We start from the raw sequence: 18458 nt of genomic DNA on the forward strand, positions 1-18458 counted from the left end.
ATAAGGATTTGAGCTTTGATTAAAGAACTTTTATTTGCCGATACACATCATTATCACGGCAGTGTTGATGAACGCTTTATTGATTTGGCGAGCCAATTTAGCCGTCTACAAGATACACGAACCCAGCAAGGTGGCGCTGCATTGGTGGTTTATTTCCAAGGTCAAAAAGTTGTTGATATTTATACGGGTAAGAAATCTCAAGAAGAAGATTGGCAATCCAATACTTTAGCCATGTGTTATTCAACGGGGAAAGGCATTCTAGCGACACTTGCACATATTTTAGTGAGTGAAGGTGTGCTGGATTATGAGCAACCGATTGCACATTATTGGCCTGAGTTCGCTCAAAATGGTAAAGCCAATATTACTTTACGTCATGTTTTATCACATCAAAGCGGTTTATTTGACATTCGAAATACCATTGAAACAGCAACGGAAATGCTGGATTGGTCGCATATGCTGGATGTGATTGCCGCGGCGATACCACGTTTTGCTGCTGGACAAAGTTTTGCCTATCAGCCTTTGACCTATGGCTGGATTTTGGGTGGTGTGCTTGAGAAAGCAGCCAAGCAACCCTTAAGTTGGCTGATGCAACGTTATCTGGTACAACCGCTTGAACTGGATGGTGCGTATTTTGGGACGCCAACATCAGAATTAAATCGTGTTGCACGTTTATTGGAAAAACCGAAAACGGCATCTCAAGCTAAACCGCAACAAAATAAAAACAGTCAACCACGTAAAGCATCCTTATCAGAACGCTTATTGGAGTTCTCTGGGCAAAATCCACAAGATTTCCAAGATGCCATGATTCCAAAAGGCATGCGTCACTTTAGCTTCTATAGTGATGAAGGTTTGCAAGCTGTTATTCCTGCGGCTAATGGTGTATTTACTGCCGATAGTTTGGCAAAAGTCTATGCAATGCTAGCCAATCAAGGGCAATGGCAGGGGCAACAACTGATTCGCCCAGAAGTGTTTAAGCAACTCAGTACGGTACAAAGCAAAGCACGTGATCGCGTGATGCCGATTCCAATGCATTGGCGTTTGGGTTATCACCGTATTTTAACGATGGGTAAACGAGCACCGCATGGCTTTGGACATGTTGGCTTTAATGGCTCAGGAGCATGGTGTGATTTTGATCGTGAACTCAGTTTTGCTTATACCCATAATTTTAATATTACCTCGGCAACAGGGGACTATCGTCTATGGGGCTTGAGCCAAGAAGCGCTCCGCTGTGCAGATGAAATATTAACAGGTCGAAAAGGCTGGTTTTAATTTACCTTAATTTGATAGGGTGGAATGTGGTAAATCACTGCATCATATTTGCTTTCAGTCTTGTATGCAGCAATAGTTCCACCTAACATTTCAGCCAGTTTACGACTTGGTTGATTATCCACTGCAACAGGGTATAGGAAATATTGGGCGGATATGTGAGTAGAGGCCCAACGGAATACTTCTAAAATTGCTTCTTTGGCAAAGCCTTGATTGTGGCAATCTTCCCGAATCCATAATCCCAGTTCAGGTGTTGCTGTATGCATTCGATGCACACCGATGAGACCAATAAACAGCTGATCTTGTTTACGACGTAATACAAAATGGCGATCGGTATGGTTTGTTTCGGCGATCAGCCATTGTTGCCCAATTTTTTCTTGAGCTGCGAAGTTTTGAGCAGGTTCCCAAGCCATATAACGGGTTAATGTTGCTGTCACACAAGGGTAGATATCAACAAGATCATCCATTTTAAATACAAATAAATCGAGTCTTGCCGTTTGTAAGAGTGCTCGTTTCATTGTTTACTCATTTTGATTTCTTAAATAATTCTGCTTGAATAATGGCTTCGGTGTGGCGTTTAAAATCGTTTTCATTTAAGCCAATCAACCCCAGTTTGTAAATCCCTTCTAGGCCACAGACAAATGCAATTAGTCGCCATGCGATGTCATCGCTATTGGTCTCAAAATGAAATTCACCTAATGCTTGACCTTCATTGATCATCCGTACAATTGAACGATGCCAGTCTTGCATGGCAATATTATAGGCCCGTTTTATTTCTTCATCTTGATCAATAAGGACTTCAGCTTCATTCCATAATCTTAAATAAGGTTGGATTTGCTCAATATTTTCGCAACCGAGTAACAGGGAAAGGCGCTGTAAAGCGTTGGCTGTGTTGACTTGATTTTCAATTTCGTCTAGTTGTTGCATCAATTTGATAAAGGCTTCTGCTTTTAAATGTGAGCTGGAAGCAAAGTGGTGGTGTACTTGTCCTGTAGATGTTTGGGCTTCAGTGGCGATACGACGAACTGTCATTGCAGAAAAACCTTCGTTTAATGCGACCTGCATCGCAGCTTGTAAAATCATTTCACGACGTTGTTCGCGGTTTAAATAAGCCATTCTTTTTTAGCACCTATGAGTACATACAAATCAGAGACAAATTAACTCAACTTTAAAAGTTGGACAAGTGTTCAATTTTGGTTATAATAACGCCAACTTGAACAATTGTCCAATTTAGAGGCATTTATGTCACGCAAGTGGTTAATTCTTGCAATCGTTGTACTGATTTATCTTCCTGTATCAATTGATGCAACCGTTTTACATGTGGCAACACCGACATTGAGTGAGTCACTTTCATTATCCGCAAATGAATTGCTGTGGATTATTGATATTTATTCCTTGGTCATGGCAGGTCTGATTCTGCCAATGGGTGCCTTGGGAGACCGTATTGGCTTTAAAAAGCTGATGATTATTGGTGGTATCTTATTTGGTCTAGCATCATTGGCCGCAGCCTTTTCTTCTACTGCATATGCATTAATTAGTTCTCGTGCTTTATTGGCTGTTGGTGCAGCCATGATTTTGCCTGCCACTTTATCTGCGGTTCGTAATACTTTCCTTGATGAAAAACAGCGTAACTTTGCTTTAGGTGTTTGGGCAACTGTCGGTGGTGGTGGTGCAGCCTTTGGCCCATTGCTTGGTGGTTTTTTGCTTGAGCATTTTCATTGGGGCTCAGTGTTCCTGATCAATGTTCCGATTATGATTGCTGTACTTGCTTTAACGGTCTTTGTGATTCCAAAGCAGGCAGGGCAACCAAAGCAAAATCTTAACTTATTACAGGCCATTGTATTGGTGGTTGCTATCCTGAGCATGATCTATGCGATTAAAACTGTCATGCACGGCTTTAGTATCTGGTCAGTTCTGATATTCGCAGTTGGTTTTAGTTTGTTGGTAGGCTTTATTCGTACACAACTCACATCAACGTCTCCAATGATTGATATTCAATTATTCAAACATCCTGTGATTGCGACAGGTGTGGTGATGGCAATTGTATCAATGATGGCTTTGGTTGGATTCGAGTTGCTGATTTCTCAGGAATTGCAATTTGTTTACCAACTCTCACCGTTGGCTGCTGGGGCATTTATTTTACCGTTTATGATTGCGATCAGTTTAGGCGGTCCAATTGCCAGTATGCTGGTCAACCGTTTCGGTCTGCGTTCAGTTGCATCGCTGGGTATGTTGATGAGTGCTTTAAGTTTATGGGGCTTGGCCAATACCAATTTGATGCAAGCACAAATCCACGCATGGGCATGGATGGTGTTATTAGGTTTAAGTGTGGAAATTGCTTTACTGGCGTCAACCTCTGCAATTATGTCTTCAGTACCGCCAAGTAAGGCGACCGCAGCAGGGGCAATTGAAGGGATGGCATATGAGCTGGGAGCTGGTCTAGGCATTGCCTTTTTCGGTCTGATGTTGTCATGGTTCTATGCCAACTCGATTGTGGTTCCAGCCGATGTACCACATAACATCATTGAACAGGTGAGTAGTTCGATTGGTGAGGCCGTTCAAGCCGCTAAGCAATTACAGCCAATGATTGCTGAACATGTCATTGCAGCTGCTAAGCAGGCCTTTAGCCAGTCGCATCGTTCCGTGTTGAACGTGGCTGCCTTGTTGTTCTTGATCTTGTCGATTTTTATTTGGTTCGCATTGCCAAAAAGAGTCACTGTGGTCGAGGAATAATGATTGACCCTGATCTAAATTGAGTTTAGGTCAGGGCATTTTTTAAGGAATACTTATTTCAAACTGACGCAAGATCTTACACAGTTGAATCATGGGTAAGCCCATCAAGGTGGTTTGATCATCGCCCACCATTTTTTCAAATAAGCTAATCCCCAAGCTTTCACATTTAAAACTACCCGCACAATGCAAGGGCTGGTCAATTTCAATATAACGCTCAATTTCTGGTAATGTCAGCTGACGAAACTTAACTTGGTAATGTTCGACCAGTGTGGTTTCAAAGCCAGATTGCAAATGTTGGACGCTGATCGCGGTACTGAAAAAGACCGTCTGACCTGAGTTTGCCTGCAATTGTTGAATGGCATTTTCAACGCTTAAGGGTTTACCTATAAAGTCATAAGGAGCATGTTCGCGCCAAGCCACCTGATCTGAACCAATCACAATGGCATCAGGATGTTGCTGAGCAATCACCCCCGCTTTCTCAAAAGCAAGACGTTTAGCCAAATCATCGGCATGTATTTCCCCTGATGCAGATTCATCAACATCAGGGGAAATACAGCGATAATTCAACCTTAAACGATCCATCAGATCTTTACGGGTTTGACTGCTGGACGCCAAAATCAATTCATGTTGGTTCATTACACCGCGTATTCCACAAGGATATTCAAGGGAACATAATGCAGTACGGCATTATGGCAAGCATTCAACTTAATCGGTGGTGCTTGTCCTGCTTGATAAGCTTCGACCCAACGCGTCACACAGATACACCAGAAGTCACCTGGTTTAAGACCAGGGAAGCCGACTTCGGGTAACGGTGTAATGAGATCATTGCCGACTTTTTGCGAGAAATTTAGAAATTCAGAAGTCATTTGTGCACACATTGTATGCTGACCTAAATCGGTGACCGCCGTGTGGCAAAAGCCATTACGAAAATACCCAGTGATCGGGTCATAACAACAGCTGGCTAAAGGTTCGCCAAGCACGTTTAAACGATTAATTTTTGGATCTGGATGAATTGACATAATAATAGAAAGATTTAGTGACGGTGATTATCATAATCAAAACTGAAGCTTTCGGCAGCTTTTCTGCAAAAAAACTCACCTTTATTTCAGAGAATCATTTAAAATTACGCCGTTTTTAAAATCAACTAGAGAGCCATCCATGAATTTTCAGCGCATGACTGATCTTGATTTAGCAGGTAAACGAGTTCTTATTCGTGAAGACTTAAACGTTCCTGTAAAAAATGGGGAAATTACCAGTGATGCACGTTTACGTGCTGCATTGCCAACTATTAAAGCGGCTTTAGAAAAAGGCGCGGCAGTGATGGTATTTTCTCATCTTGGTCGTCCTGTAGAAGGTGAGCCAAAACCAGAACAATCACTTGCACCAGTTGCTGCTTACTTAAGCAAAGCGTTGGGTCAAGATGTTAAATTATTCACAGATTATTTAGATGGCGTTGAAGTGGCTGCGGGTCAAGTTGTGTTACTTGAAAACGTTCGTTTCAACCACGGCGAAAAGAAAAATAACCAAGAACTTGCGAAGAAATACGCTGCATTATGCGACGTATTCGTCATGGATGCATTCGGTACGGCGCACCGTGCAGAAGCATCAACTGAAGGTGCAGCACGTTTTGCGCCAATCGCAGCTGCGGGTCCTTTATTGGCAGCTGAGTTAGATGCGCTTGGCCGTGCAATGCAAACACCAGAAAAACCAATGGTTGCGATTGTTGCAGGCTCTAAAGTATCAACTAAACTTGATGTGTTGACTTCATTGTCTACCATCTGTGATCAATTGATCGTGGGTGGTGGTATTGCCAATACCTTCTTGGCTGCAGCTGGTTTTAATGTTGGTAAATCACTTTACGAAGCGGATTTGGTTGAAACTGCAAAACAAATTGCAGCAAAAGTGAGTGTTCCATTACCTACAGATGTTGTGGTTGCAGATGCAAGCCAAATCAACTTTGAAGATTTCCTTGGTTCATTGGCAAGTGCACAAGCTGTTGTGAAAAACGTGGCTGATGTCACTGATACCGATATGATTTTGGATGTGGGTCCTGAAACGGCTAAAGCATTTGCAGACATCTTAAAATCTTCTAAAACAATTCTTTGGAATGGCCCAGTGGGTGTTTTCGAAGTCGATCAATTCGGTGAAGGAACTAAAACACTTTCATTGGCGATTGCTGAATCTGCTGGTTTCTCGATTGCAGGTGGTGGTGATACGCTTGCTGCGATTGATAAATATCAAGTTGCTGATCAAATTGGTTATATCTCAACAGGTGGCGGTGCATTCTTAGAGTTCGTAGAAGGCAAAACTTTACCTGCTGTTGCAGTTTTACTTGAGCGTGCTTAATCAATTTTTAATTTATTGATTAATCAAGAGATAGTTTTAAAAGAGTCGATTTAAATCGGCTCTTTTTACTTTTGCACAACGTTGTCGTCATCAAAATGTCACATATCTGAAATATGCTTGTCATAACTTAACCAAGTAACTGTGGAAAGCCGTGATGAAATTTAAATTAACCCTTGCCGCTCTAATTATTGCTCCAATCATGCTGACTGCATGTGCAAAGAAAGAAGAAGCGAAAAATGCTGAACAGCAAGACCAAACAGCTGCTGCTGTATCAACACAGACATCCCCAGAGCAACAAGCTGCAATTGATGCGATTGATAAACCGAATTTAGATGAAAAGAATACTGATGTTGCTGAACAAGGTGCAGCATCTGAAGTCGCTGCGAGCGAAGCGCACTAAGTGATTTAGAAAATAAAAGCCGATGTTTTTACATCGGCTTTTTTGTATTTATGAATTAGCTTTGCAGTAGAAGGTAAGCGTGGTTTGATAATCATCATCTCGAGCTAAAGAGGCATTCTTGCCCGTAAGTGTGCCGAGTACACCAGCTGCAGCTTCAACCATTTTACCTGTTTGTTCATCGACCACACCTTTTAGTACGCCTTGGTACGCGGTTTTTTCGTCAACAACAACTGGGGCTGTGTTACGGGTACAGGTTTTTTGAGCGGCAGTTACTGCATTGTTTTTTGCAATCAGGTTGGTTTTACCAATACCTGTGACTTCGTACTGATTATTTTCTTTTTGAATTGCCAACGTGTTGGTTGGTGTAGATGCACATGCTGTCAATCCGAGTGCCAAGCCACCAACTAAACTCATGATTAAGGTTTTTTTCATTACTTGTTCTCAAGTCGTTACATAATTGTATTATTGGAACATAGAATTTCTGAGTGCTTTTGCAGGTTATGTACAGTTTGTGCAGACACTCTGTAAATTTTCTCAAATGAATGATGAGTTTAGCGATGATGATATTTGTTATTTACCAACGAAATTCAATTATAGACATCTGTGACAAGCAAGAATTAAGCATAGTGGAAATCATTCAGATTATGCTAATCTAGCGCCATCCTTGTGTTAGTTAGATTCATTTCAATGACGGACTCAAATATAGAGACAATTCATCAAAATATTCATCAACGTCAATCTATTGGGCAACTGATTGAGCCTGCACCAAATACAGAACAACTCGAAAAAGCAGTGCAAGCTGCATTGACTGCACCTGATCATCATCGTTTAAAACCAACTCGTTTTGTGATTGTGACTCCTGAACTACGTGCGGCTTTTGGTGAGCAATTAGCGAGTGCTTTAGCAGATTTAGGTGAGACAGATCCTGCACAACTTGATCGAGTGAAACAGCATCCGTTTCGTGCGCCTCTGTTGGTTTTAGCCTTAACCACGATTCAAGATCATCCTAAAGTTCCACACTTTGAACAGATTTTAAGTACAGGTGCTGCGATTCAAAACTTCTTGTTGTCATTACAAGCACAAGGCTTTGCAACCATGTGGCGTTCTGGGGCTGTGGTTGAATCGAATTGGTTGAAACAGCAATTGGGATTAAAACAACAGGATCTTATTTCTGGAATTATTTATATTGGAACAGCAGCGAAAGCGATTGCGCCAAGAGCAGAAATAGATAGTCAAGATTTTGTAAAAGTATGGCAAGTAACCTAAGCTTTGTTTTGCATGATTAAAGAAAGAAATTCGTTTCAGGATAAAAAATGACAGAGTTAAATTTTAGTGATTTAGTTGAGCCAGTTGCCGTAGATCAGAAAACAGCATTAAGAATTACGGTCTTGGGCGGTGGTAGTTTTGGTACAGCGATGGCAAATTTAGCGACCAGAAATGGTTGCGATACCATGATTTGGATTCGTGATGCCGCTGTTGCGGAAGAAATTAATCAAACACATATCAATAAACGCTATTTACCTGATTATCCATTGGAACCTGCTTTGCGTGCAGTGGCTGACCTAGAGCTTGCTGTACGTGATCGTGACATTATTTTGGTTGCCATTCCAAGCCATTCATTCCGTGATGTACTCAAACAGATTGCGCCGTTTATTACTTCTCAGGCTGTGGTTTCATTGACCAAAGGCATTGAAGCAAAAACCTTTAGTTTTATGAGCGATATTATTCGCACAGAACTGCCAGAAGTGCCGTACGGTGTTTTATCTGGTCCAAATCTTGCCAAAGAAATCATGGCGGGTATGCCTTCAGGAACGGTTATCGCCAGTGAGTCAGAACTAGTTCGTTATGCGGTGCAACATGCTTTACATAGTGCTTTATTCCGCGTGTTTGGTAGCGACGATGTGCATGGTGTTGAATTGGGTGGTGCGTTAAAAAATATTTATGCAGTTGCCATGGGTATGGGTGGGGCTTATAAAATTGGTGAAAATACCAAAAGTATGATCCTCACTCGTGCGTTGGCAGAGATGAGCCGTTTTGCAGTGAAACAGGGTGCAAATCCATTAACCTTTTTGGGATTGTCTGGTGTTGGAGATTTATTTGCCACCTGTAACAGTCCATTAAGTCGTAACTATCAAATTGGTTTTGCATTAGGTTCTGGGAAAACACTGGATCAAGCGACTAAGGAGCTCGGTCAAACTGCGGAAGGGATTAATACAATCGTCCAAGTGCGAACTAAAGCGGAAGAGCTGGATGTATATATGCCAATTACCAATGCGCTGTATGATGTGATTTTTGAAGGTGCGCCACCAATGACCATTGCGTTGTCTTTGATGAAAAATGGTCATCGCAGTGATGTGGAATTTGTTTTACCTCATCATGAAGTCTAGGGGTCTGTTGATATTTCATGCATGCTTGAAATATCAACAGACCTAATTAAAACTGTCATCTATTCGCGTTATGATGCAGCTATAAAAAATAAGGTCGTTTTATGCAGTTAACTTTAGTTCGTCACGGTGAAGCATCTCCAGCCATCAATGGAAATGATATACAGCGTCCACTTACACCACGTGGACATCAACAAGCTGAGCAAACAGGACATTTCTTAAAAGATGTGATTCAACCTGAGATTTTTGTGGTGAGTCCACTGTTACGTGCTCAAGAAACTTTGGCGCATATCAAGGCACATTTTCACGGCATTCCTGTGTTAATTTGCGATAAGATTAAGCCAGATGATGATGCCAAGGATGCGATTGAATGGTTATCCAAATTACCGTATGAGTCGATTGCAGTGGTGTGTCATATGAATGTTGTGGCACATATTGAAGAACAATTGACACACGAAGGCTTTAATCCATTTGCATTGGCCGAAGCACGTATTTATGATCAAGCTGTGATCGCGAATGGTTTGTCGACACAAAAGAATCGTTTTACACCAACATTATAATTTTTATATATCCGCAATAGGATAAGGGTACTGAACACCGATGCTGTATATATGGATGCCCGAAACCAATGGAACATGGTATTGGTCGGCAGGGGAAAATTGGTTGCAGGCACAAAGTCTTGAACAGTTGATTCAGGACTTGCAAGAGCATCATGGAAAAGAGGCTGTGGTTTATTTTCCAAGCCGAAATGCGCAATTATTACAACAATCAATGACCAAGGCGCATTACAAACAATTGGGGCAAGAGGGCATCAAATATCTCTTGGAAGAGTTTGTCACCTTACCGATTGACCATATGAAGGTTGTACATCATTTTCATAATGATCAACTCAATATCTTGGGTGTTGCACAATCTACGATTGAAACGTGGCAACATGCACTGAGTCTTTTGCCGATCCAGATAGCAGCATTTTTACCAGACTTTTTGATTTTACCAGAACCAGAACCGAATCAAGTGGTGTTGCTCAACCTGTACGATCACTTATTGGTGAGAGAAAATGCATGGACAGGTAACTCTGTTGATGATTTAGGTTTGTTCCTAGAGTTTCAGGCTGCAGAAACACAGTATAAATTTGCCAACCTGAATACCAGTCAACTTGATAGCCTCGCGACTGCATCGAGTAAAGATCAGCGGACCGAATTCAGTTATCAATTTGAACAATTGTTAAGGCCTAAACAGCATCCATTTAATGTTCTACCTAAATCAAAAAATGCAGAAGTGCATTGGTCTGGTTATTGGAAAGCTGCAGCCGCAGTCCTCTTGGCTGTGATTGTGGTGCAATTGGGTTATGATGCTTTACGTTGGTCAAAACTGAAAAAAGTTGCGGATCAAACCGCAAGCCAAGCGATTGAGCAGTATAAATCTTGGTTTGGTGAAAATAGTCGTGTCACAGAACAAAATATTAAAAGCCAGTTTGAAAGCCAATTACGTATGAGCCAACTTGGCGATACGCAAGCACTTTCGCTGTTAAGCCGTGTTGGACCAATCTTGATGCAAAAACAGATTGTTGCTCAGCAAGTCAGTTATGATGCTTCAGTATTGGCTATGTCACTCAAAGCAAAATCTGCGGATGATTTACAAGGATTAACTCAACAATTAAACCAACAAGGTTTCCAAGCTGAATTAGGCAATGTTCAGGCGGATACGGTTGGCGCAATTGGGGTGGTAAAAGTAAAATAATGAAAGCATTAACACGATTACAAAATAGCTTTGATCAGAAAATTGAAGCATTAAATGAATATCTACAAGGCTTATCTGTTCGTGAACGGGTAATGGTGATTTTTACCACCATTTTTGTCATTGTGACCGTGATTGGTTTTGCTTTGTGGAAAACGCATGCATTGGCAGACCAACAACAAAAACGGTTAAATGAATTAAAAGATCTAACCGTGTGGATGCAGAGTAATGCGGCGACAATGAAGCCTGCAAATGATGTGGGATTGACTGCAGCAGATAAAATACAACGAACGGCCCAACAACAAGGTTTGGCTGTTTCTTCACAGCAAAATGGTGAGCAGATTCAGCTTGTTGCAGAACACCAGAATTATGCTGTGTTGGCTAACTTTTTGATGCAGTTGTCTCAAATGGGTATCAGTATCCAAAAAATGGATATGGTCTCTAACAATAATCAGATTAAATTAACTGCAACAGTACAGTAAGCAATTAAAAACCCTATGTCAGGCATGGCGTTTTGATACGCCTATGCCTATAATGTGCCTACTTGAAAATCAGTAGACTGTGATTGGTATGTTATATTCATTGGCTCGCCCTTTGTTGTTTACTTTAGCACCAGAGCGTGCACATGAACTGACTCTCTCTATGCTCGATAAAGCCCATAAAATTGGCTTTATGCATCAGAAAGTTGCGGCAAAACCTGTGACCTGTATGGGAATTGAATTTCCAAATCCTGTTGGTCTTGCGGCCGGTTTAGATAAAAATGGTGCGCATATTGATGCTTTAGCTGCATTAGGTTTTGGTTTTATCGAGATTGGAACCATTACTCCACGTCCACAAGCAGGTAATCCTCAACCACGTTTATTTCGTATCCCTCAAGCAAAAGCCATTATTAACCGCATGGGTTTTAATAATGATGGCGTGGATAAACTGATTGAAAATGTAAAAGCGTCAAAATTTAAAGGTGTTTTAGGGATCAATATCGGTAAAAATGCGGACACACCTGTTGAAGATGCAGTATCTGACTATTTGATTTGCCTAGAAAAAGTTTATAATTACGCTTCTTATATTACGGTTAATATTTCATCGCCAAATACAAAAAATTTACGTAGTTTGCAAAGTGGTGATGCGCTCACTGAGTTGTTACAAACTTTAAAAGATCGCCAACTCGAACTGGCAAATCAATATAATCATTATGTTCCTCTCGTTCTTAAAGTGGCACCAGATTTAACTTCAGAAGATATTCAATTCATTGCAGCACAATTATTGCAATTTAAAATTGATGGACTAATCGTAACCAATACCACGCTAGGGCGTGAAGGTGTTGAAAACTTGCCAAATGGAAACGAGGCAGGTGGTTTGTCAGGTGCACCCGTATTTGAAAAGAGTACCGAATGTTTAGCTCAATTTGCCAAAGTATTGGCGGGTCAAATTCCATTGATTGGTGTCGGTGGTATTTTGTCTGGTGAACAAGCGGTTGCCAAACAGCAAGCTGGAGCGAGCTTGGTACAGGTTTATAGCGGGTTGATTTATACCGGCCCAACACTTGTGAAAGATTGTATTAATGCGATGACTGTGTGAAATGAACACACTTGATATCATCATTCTGGTCATTTTGCTCATTGGAGGGCTGAACGGTTTGCGTCAAGGATTTATCAAAGCCTTTGCGAACTTGATCGGATGGATATTCGCATTGATCATTGGGGCAAAATACGCTGTGGTTTTGGCACCTGCAATGAGCAGTCTAAGCCAAGACCCTGTTGTGCAAAAAATCGCAGCATTTGCCTTTATTGTGTTGATCATTGTGGTGTGTACATGGATTGTGTCCGCATTACTGAATGGGCTCTTGAAAAGTCTGAAATTGGGCCCATTAAATCGTTTAGCAGGTGGAGCATTTGGTTCTCTCAAAGGATTACTGATTGTATTGATCGCAATGCAGGGTTTAGGACCTTGGGTTGAGAGTTCACCGCACTGGAAACAGTCTAAATTTGTACAAATTCTATTACCTTATGCACCTTTGGCAACTGAATTGTCCAAAGATGCAGCAAATCAAGCTTTAAATCAAATGACATCGGAAGGCGCGTTGTTACATCGCCCTTCGACTGAAATGGACCAGTCAGAACGTGCTTCAGTTGATGAGCGTTCTGATCATTCGACGAAAAATCCTTTTTATTAATCGCTAGCTTGTCGCGAGGTTGCTATGTGTGGAGTTGTTGGGATAGCCGGTAAATCACCAGTGAACCAAATGTTATTTGATGCCTTAACGATGCTGCAACATCGAGGACAAGATGCTGCAGGGATCGTAACCTGCCATCAAGGGCGTTTATTCCTCCGCAAAGATAACGGTATGGTACGTGATGTATTCCATACGCGTCATATGCGTGCATTGCTTGGTAACTACGGGATCGGACATGTTCGTTACCCAACTGCTGGTTCATCAAGCAGTGCTGAAGCACAACCATTTTATGTGAACTCACCTTATGGCATTACGCTTGCTCATAATGGGAACTTGACCAACGCTGCAGAAATTCATGATGATCTGTTCAAAACAGATTTACGTCATATGAATACTGATTCGGATTCTGAAGTTTTACTCAATGTTTTTGCACATGAGCTACAAAAGATCAGAACTTTAAATCCAAGCCCAGATGATATTTTCCACACCGTATCTCGCGTACATGAGCGTTGTAAAGGGGCTTATGGTGTTGTAGCGATGATCACTGGTCATGGCTTGGTCGGTTTCCGTGATCCAAACGGGATTCGTCCTTTGATTTATGGTTCTCGTGAAACTGAACAAGGTGTTGAATACATTATCGCATCTGAATCTGTTGCGATTACTGCACTTGGTTTTAAAGTTGAACGTGATATCGCACCAGGCGAAGCGATCTTTATCGATTCAGAAGGACAGTTGTTTACCAAACAATGCGCTGCAAATCCTGAATATCGTCCGTGTATTTTTGAATATGTGTATTTTGCTCGTCCAGATGCCATTATTGATGGGATTTCAGTCTATAAAGCCCGTTTAAAAATGGGTGAAAAACTGGCGTATAAAATCTTGAAAGAATGGGGTGAGCAGCATGATATTGATGTTGTGATTCCAATTCCAGATACCAGTCGTACCTCTGCATTAGAGCTGGCAAATATTTTAGGTGTGAAATTCCGTGAAGGTTTTATGAAAAACCGCTATATCGGACGTACCTTCATTATGCCGGGTCAGCAGCAACGTAAAAAATCAGTTCGTCAAAAATTGAACCCTGTAGAACTTGAGTTTAAAGACAAGAATGTACTGTTGGTCGATGACTCGATTGTTCGTGGTACCACCTGTAATGAAATCATTCAGATGGCGCGTGACTCAGGTGCGAAGAAAGTCTTCTTTGCTTCTGCCGCACCAATGGTGAAATATCCAAATGTGTATGGTATTGATATGCCAGCCAAGGCGGAGTTGATTGCGTCAGGTCGTACAGTAGAAGAAATCCGTGAAAACATTGGTGCAGATCGTTTAATTTTCCAAGATTTGGAGGATTTGAAAAATGCAGTTCGTACCAGCAAAGTACCAGATTTAACTGAATTTGATTGTTCGGTGTTTGATGGTGTCTATGTCGCGGGTGGTATTGATAAGGCATATCTGGATGCACTTGAGCAAAAACGTAGTGATGCTGCGAAAAGTAAATCAGATGGTTATATCGATGTGAATATCGATGCCGCATCAGTTGACTTAACTGGGATCAAAGAAGAGTAATCTCATCTTAATCTATAGAAAAGCGGGAATTTCCCGCTTTTTTATTTTATGATAGTGGGTACGGAAACCCTAACTGAAACAATGTAATCAGGAAAACTTACATTGAAAGAAATGAGCCATTATTTAATTGAAAATAAAAATATTGCATGGTCAGTTAGTTTCTGTCTTATCGCAATGTTATTAACGGTCTTTATTCTCAATTTAATTTTGGGTTTGGTCGTTCATTTCTTTGATTATACCCAACCGATTTGGTGGCATGTACTTAGTCCTTATTTCATTGTAGTCCTTATTTTCGTCTTGTTTTGGTCTGTAGGGGCGGAGCTATATGTATTACGTGAGGGCGGTCACTCGCTGGCAAAGCAGCTAAAAGCACGTCGCTTAGTTTTCGATGAAAGTACGCCAGAAGAAAGTACTGCCTTAAAAGTTGTAGAACAGGTCGCTAAAAGTTTTGATATTGATACGCCCGCGGTTTATGTACTCCCTGATGAAGTTGGGGTGAATGCTTTAACTGCAGGGTTTAGATCACAGGATATTGTGATTATTTTGACTTGGGGTGCATTACAAAACCTGGATGAACTTGAACTTTATGGCTTACTCAGTTATGAATTTAATCAGATTTTATCGGGTGAAGCTGTTGAAAATACTAAGCTAAAAATTTTATATAGTGGTTTAACTACTTTTAGCCAGTGGGGCAGTAAGCTTGCTCAGGCGGGTTATAATCCCTATGCAACGACTTATCGAAATAAATTTGAAACCATCTTTGTTGCGATTGGTGGGGTAATTTGGTTAATCGGTAGTTTGGGTATTTTAATTACACGTTGTATTAAATATTTGACTTTAAGTGGCCGTACCTTCCGTAATGATCTCAAGACCATGCGCTTGATGAACAATAATGCCAATGTGCAAACCTTGTTACGGATTTATGTGCATCACTCAGGATCGCAGATCCATAGTGCTTATTCTGAGTCGATTTCGCATATGTGCTTTGCTAACTCGCTGAGTCCGCAGAGCTGGATGAATATTCATCCCAGTATTAAAGAACGAATTTACGAATTAAATCCAACTTTGTTGCAAGATCTGCAATTAGAAAATCTACGCAAGCTTCGTAATCGCCCGTTATTTAGCCTCTTTCGCTCGTTAGAAGAGGAAAGTGCCGAGCTCACCATGCCATGGAGTTCGCCACAGCCATTACCTTTATTGCGTTTATCACCGATTAGTTTTGCACTGAATGATGCAATCAAACCACTTAATCCAGAAGTTCGAAAGAATAAGAAACGCCCTGAGTTAATTCAACGGGCAATGCAAACAGCGACGGGTTCTCGTGAGGTCATGGTTGCGATTTTGATGATTCGTCAGTATCGCGAATTTATTCCGCAAGAAGCACCGGTCAGCCATGCGATTGTCGATGCTTTATTGAATTTGGATGGTCGTATTCATGTGCAGATTTTCCATGATGCCTGCAAAAATATTGGGCATATGCCGACCAGTATTGCACGCCAATTCTTAACCAAGTTGGCGTGTATCATTCAAGAAGATGGTGAAGTCGGTTTGCTTGATGCATTGTTGTTGGAACGGGTGAAACATGAACTCAATTTAATGCCTGCACATTTGCCTGCGGCTTTTGAAGATGTCAAATCTCAGATTGTACATTTGATCGATGCCTTACTGCATGTACAGCAAATTAATAGTCCGAACCAGCTCGAAGTTCGTGAACGTATCTTGCAGATGCTTTTAACTGAAGATGAAATGCAAATTTATGCAGATATTTCAGATGAGCCTTTGGACTTGGCGGAAATTTTGAATGATGTCTCTGGTTTGTTATTACGCGATCGCCTTAATATTTTGTCGATTGCAGAAAGATGTTTGTGGAATGATCGGATTATTACCCAAGATGAATTAGATGTTTTAGGGCTTTTGTATTGGCGTTTAGGCTTTGATACACATGAAGTGGTCGAACAGATGCAGAAGAAAAATAGTTTAATGATTATTTAACAGAAATTCAGGCATTTGTCTGAATATTTTTTGCTAAAAGGTTACGTGACAATCACATAAAATGATGACATTTCAGGTTAAGCTTGCCGTTTATTTTTATTCTGCTATTACGTTCTTTTGAGTAAGTTATGGAACATATTGAAATTTTAAAAGCCTTGTTTTTAGGTTTTATTGAGGGTCTTACCGAATTCTTGCCCATTTCAAGCACAGGTCATTTGATTTTATTTGGTCATATGATCGACTTTCATTCAGATGATGGTCGTGTTTTTGAAGTTGTTATTCAGCTTGGTGCGATTTTGGCTGTGTGCTGGTTGTATCGTCAAAAGATTTTTGACTTGGTCAAAGGCTTCTTTAGTGGAGATGCTGAAGCACGTCACTTTGCCTTTAGTGTCTTACTCGCTTTCATTCCAGCAGTCGTGATTGGTATTTTTGCGGTCGATTTCATTAAGAGTGTCTTGTTTAGCCCGCTGGTGGTTGCTGTTGCTTTAATTGTGGGTGGTCTGATTATCTTCTGGGTTGAATCAAAGAATTTTGATCATAAAACAACGGATGCGACCAAGATCACTTATAAACAAGCATTCTTGGTGGGGTGTGCGCAATGTGTTGCGATGATTCCAGGGACTTCACGTTCAGGTGCGACCATCGTTGGTGGTATGTTCTCTGGATTGTCTCGTAAGGCAGCAACCGAGTTTTCGTTCTTCTTGGCGATGCCAACCATGTTGGGTGCGGCGGTATTTGATTTGGCCCGTAATGCGGATGTCTTAACGCAAGACAATATGCTGAATATTGCTGTTGGCTTTGTCGCAGCATTTATTTCTGCACTATTGGTGGTCAGTGCCTTGGTGAAATTTGTGGAACGCCATACCTTACGAGTATTTGCTTGGTACCGTATTGTGCTTGGTATTATTCTGTTATTTGTCTTTTTATAAAAATAAAAACATCTCCCTTTTGGCAACTGCGAAAAGGGAGATTCTCAGTTAAAATTTCTTTTCTTTATTTTAAATCCTTCAGATCTGGTTCGATAGCACGATGACAATAGTGAAAATGAATGCTCGAGACTTAATTATTGATTTGCTGTTAGGACTTCAAGGTCGAGCGATTTCAATTAAACAAATCATTATTGCAGCGCGGCTTTTTGAAATCAGTGAAAATAGTATTCGGGTTGCTGTGACACGGTTATCCAGTGATGGTGTGATTGAAGCCATTGAACGTGGCGTCTATCAATTTACAGTTCAATCGCACGAATGGGCAAATGTCATGCTGAATCGTAAGCATGGTATTAAACAAACCAAAGTATGGGCACATCACTATTTAGCTGTTTTTACAGGTGAACTTGGGCGGGTTGATCGTACTGCATTAAATCGTCGTGAAAGAGCATTAAAGCATTTTGGCTTTAAAGAATTAGAGCAGGGCATTTATATACGTCCTGATAATTTGGTCATTACATTTGACCAGCTTATTTCAGAGTTAAAAGCTTCAGGCTTAGAAAATAGTGCCAAGATCTGTCAAATTGGCCATTTTGATGCACATACTTTGGCGCTCATCCCCGCACTTTGGCCCACTCAAACCTTAAATCTTAACTATGAAAAATATAGCCAAATGATTCAAAAATGGCTGTCGACTGTCGACCAGCTTAATTTGGAAGACGCAGCGCGAGAGTCTTTATTATTGGGTCGACAAACCATTTCCTTATTGATGAATGATCCATTATTGCCAGAAGGTTTTGTTGATGTGCAACTTCGCGAGCAATTTGCGCAGAGCGTACAACAGTTGGATCAGACAGGATTGAACGTATGGCAGAAGTTTTATGAAAGTAGTCTTGAGTAAATATTCATTACAAATATTACATAAAATTTAATTTTAA

Annotated in this window: 20 protein-coding genes; 15 read left to right on the top strand and 5 right to left on the bottom strand. The window is 40.9% G+C overall.

The features are described from left to right. Positions 1-15 precede the first annotated feature (15 nt). Positions 16-1269 carry a serine hydrolase domain-containing protein gene (locus B2727_RS17675; protein WP_033134084.1) on the top strand — a complete coding sequence of 418 codons (1254 nt, stop codon included), beginning with the start codon at positions 16-18 and terminating at the stop codon, positions 1267-1269. On the opposite strand, the gene B2727_RS17680 is transcribed toward B2727_RS17675, so the two are convergent. Together B2727_RS17680 and B2727_RS17685 are read right to left on the bottom strand one after the other, a co-directional pair. Further along, positions 1266-1784: a GNAT family N-acetyltransferase gene (locus B2727_RS17680; RefSeq protein ID WP_033134083.1), complete on the bottom strand. Its 519-nt coding sequence runs from the start codon at positions 1782-1784 to the stop codon at positions 1266-1268. The two genes, B2727_RS17675 and B2727_RS17680, sit on opposite strands and share 4 nt — an antisense overlap. Positions 1785-1791: 7 nt before the next feature. After that, complete coding sequence (locus B2727_RS17685; protein ID WP_033134082.1) at positions 1792-2382, bottom strand: TetR family transcriptional regulator; 591 nt, start codon at positions 2380-2382, stop codon at positions 1792-1794. Positions 2383-2508: 126 nt separating this feature from the next. Between B2727_RS17685 and B2727_RS17690 the strand changes: the two genes are divergently transcribed. Then, entirely contained in the window at positions 2509-3999 is a 1491-nt protein-coding gene (locus B2727_RS17690; protein ID WP_033134081.1) for an MFS transporter, read from the top strand. Positions 4000-4041: 42 nt separating this feature from the next. Here B2727_RS17690 and B2727_RS17695 read toward each other — a convergent pair whose 3' ends face one another. Beyond that, on the bottom strand, positions 4042-4635 hold the full coding sequence (locus tag B2727_RS17695) for a Maf family protein (RefSeq protein ID WP_033134080.1): 594 nt from the start codon (positions 4633-4635) through the stop codon (positions 4042-4044). After that, complete coding sequence (locus tag B2727_RS17700) at positions 4635-5018, bottom strand: DUF2237 family protein (RefSeq protein ID WP_004653014.1); 384 nt, start codon at positions 5016-5018, stop codon at positions 4635-4637. The genes B2727_RS17695 and B2727_RS17700 overlap by 1 nt, the downstream gene beginning before the upstream one ends. 139 nt (positions 5019-5157) lie before the next feature. On the opposite strand from B2727_RS17700, the gene B2727_RS17705 reads away from it, so the two are divergent. Beyond that, positions 5158-6345, top strand: coding sequence for a phosphoglycerate kinase (locus B2727_RS17705; protein WP_005202901.1), 1188 nt, complete (start codon positions 5158-5160; stop codon positions 6343-6345). 154 nt (positions 6346-6499) lie between these two features. Then, entirely contained in the window at positions 6500-6745 is a 246-nt protein-coding gene (locus tag B2727_RS17710; protein WP_004807917.1) for a hypothetical protein, read from the top strand. Positions 6746-6793: 48 nt separating this feature from the next. Here B2727_RS17710 and B2727_RS17715 read toward each other — a convergent pair whose 3' ends face one another. Then, positions 6794-7177 carry a hypothetical protein gene (locus B2727_RS17715; protein WP_004807915.1) on the bottom strand — a complete coding sequence of 128 codons (384 nt, stop codon included), beginning with the start codon at positions 7175-7177 and terminating at the stop codon, positions 6794-6796. Positions 7178-7432: 255 nt separating this feature from the next. Here B2727_RS17715 and B2727_RS17720 point away from each other — a divergent pair, with 255 nt between their 5' ends. From B2727_RS17720 to B2727_RS17770, 11 genes are all read left to right on the top strand, one after another. After that, positions 7433-8011, top strand: coding sequence for a nitroreductase family protein (locus tag B2727_RS17720; RefSeq protein ID WP_005202906.1), 579 nt, complete (start codon positions 7433-7435; stop codon positions 8009-8011). A gap of 47 nt (positions 8012-8058) precedes the next feature. Further along, the gene (locus tag B2727_RS17725) at positions 8059-9132 is read left to right on the top strand and encodes an NAD(P)H-dependent glycerol-3-phosphate dehydrogenase (protein WP_004807911.1); all 1074 of its coding nucleotides are present in this window, start codon (positions 8059-8061) and stop codon (positions 9130-9132) included. Between the two features lie 101 nt (positions 9133-9233). Continuing rightward, positions 9234-9689 (top strand): SixA phosphatase family protein, encoded by a 456-nt coding sequence (locus tag B2727_RS17730; protein WP_005189535.1) that lies wholly within the window; start codon positions 9234-9236, stop codon positions 9687-9689. A gap of 40 nt (positions 9690-9729) precedes the next feature. Beyond that, positions 9730-10869, top strand: a complete 1140-nt coding sequence (gspL, locus tag B2727_RS17735; protein ID WP_033134079.1) for a type II secretion system protein GspL — start codon at positions 9730-9732, stop codon at positions 10867-10869. Next, complete coding sequence (gene gspM / locus B2727_RS17740) at positions 10869-11348, top strand: type II secretion system protein GspM (RefSeq protein WP_005189530.1); 480 nt, start codon at positions 10869-10871, stop codon at positions 11346-11348. The genes gspL and gspM overlap by 1 nt, the downstream gene beginning before the upstream one ends. 88 nt (positions 11349-11436) lie before the next feature. After that, complete coding sequence (locus B2727_RS17745; protein WP_033134102.1) at positions 11437-12444, top strand: quinone-dependent dihydroorotate dehydrogenase; 1008 nt, start codon at positions 11437-11439, stop codon at positions 12442-12444. Position 12445: 1 nt separating this feature from the next. Further along, positions 12446-13039: a CvpA family protein gene (locus B2727_RS17750; RefSeq protein ID WP_004807899.1), complete on the top strand. Its 594-nt coding sequence runs from the start codon at positions 12446-12448 to the stop codon at positions 13037-13039. A 24-nt stretch (positions 13040-13063) separates the two neighbouring features. Continuing rightward, a complete protein-coding gene (gene purF / locus B2727_RS17755; protein WP_033134078.1) occupies positions 13064-14602 on the top strand; it encodes an amidophosphoribosyltransferase in 1539 nt (512 codons plus the stop codon). Between the two features lie 102 nt (positions 14603-14704). Beyond that, positions 14705-16594 carry a M48 family metalloprotease gene (locus tag B2727_RS17760; protein ID WP_164467928.1) on the top strand — a complete coding sequence of 630 codons (1890 nt, stop codon included), beginning with the start codon at positions 14705-14707 and terminating at the stop codon, positions 16592-16594. A 128-nt stretch (positions 16595-16722) separates the two neighbouring features. Further along, positions 16723-17523, top strand: coding sequence for an undecaprenyl-diphosphate phosphatase (locus B2727_RS17765; protein WP_004807892.1), 801 nt, complete (start codon positions 16723-16725; stop codon positions 17521-17523). 100 nt (positions 17524-17623) lie between these two features. Further along, entirely contained in the window at positions 17624-18421 is a 798-nt protein-coding gene (locus tag B2727_RS17770; RefSeq protein WP_033134076.1) for a PaaX family transcriptional regulator, read from the top strand. The last annotated feature ends 37 nt before the right edge of the window (positions 18422-18458 follow it).

It is taken from the genome of Acinetobacter sp. UBA991 (genome assembly GCF_002292065.1).
Taxonomy (GTDB): domain Bacteria; phylum Pseudomonadota; class Gammaproteobacteria; order Pseudomonadales; family Moraxellaceae; genus Acinetobacter; species Acinetobacter higginsii.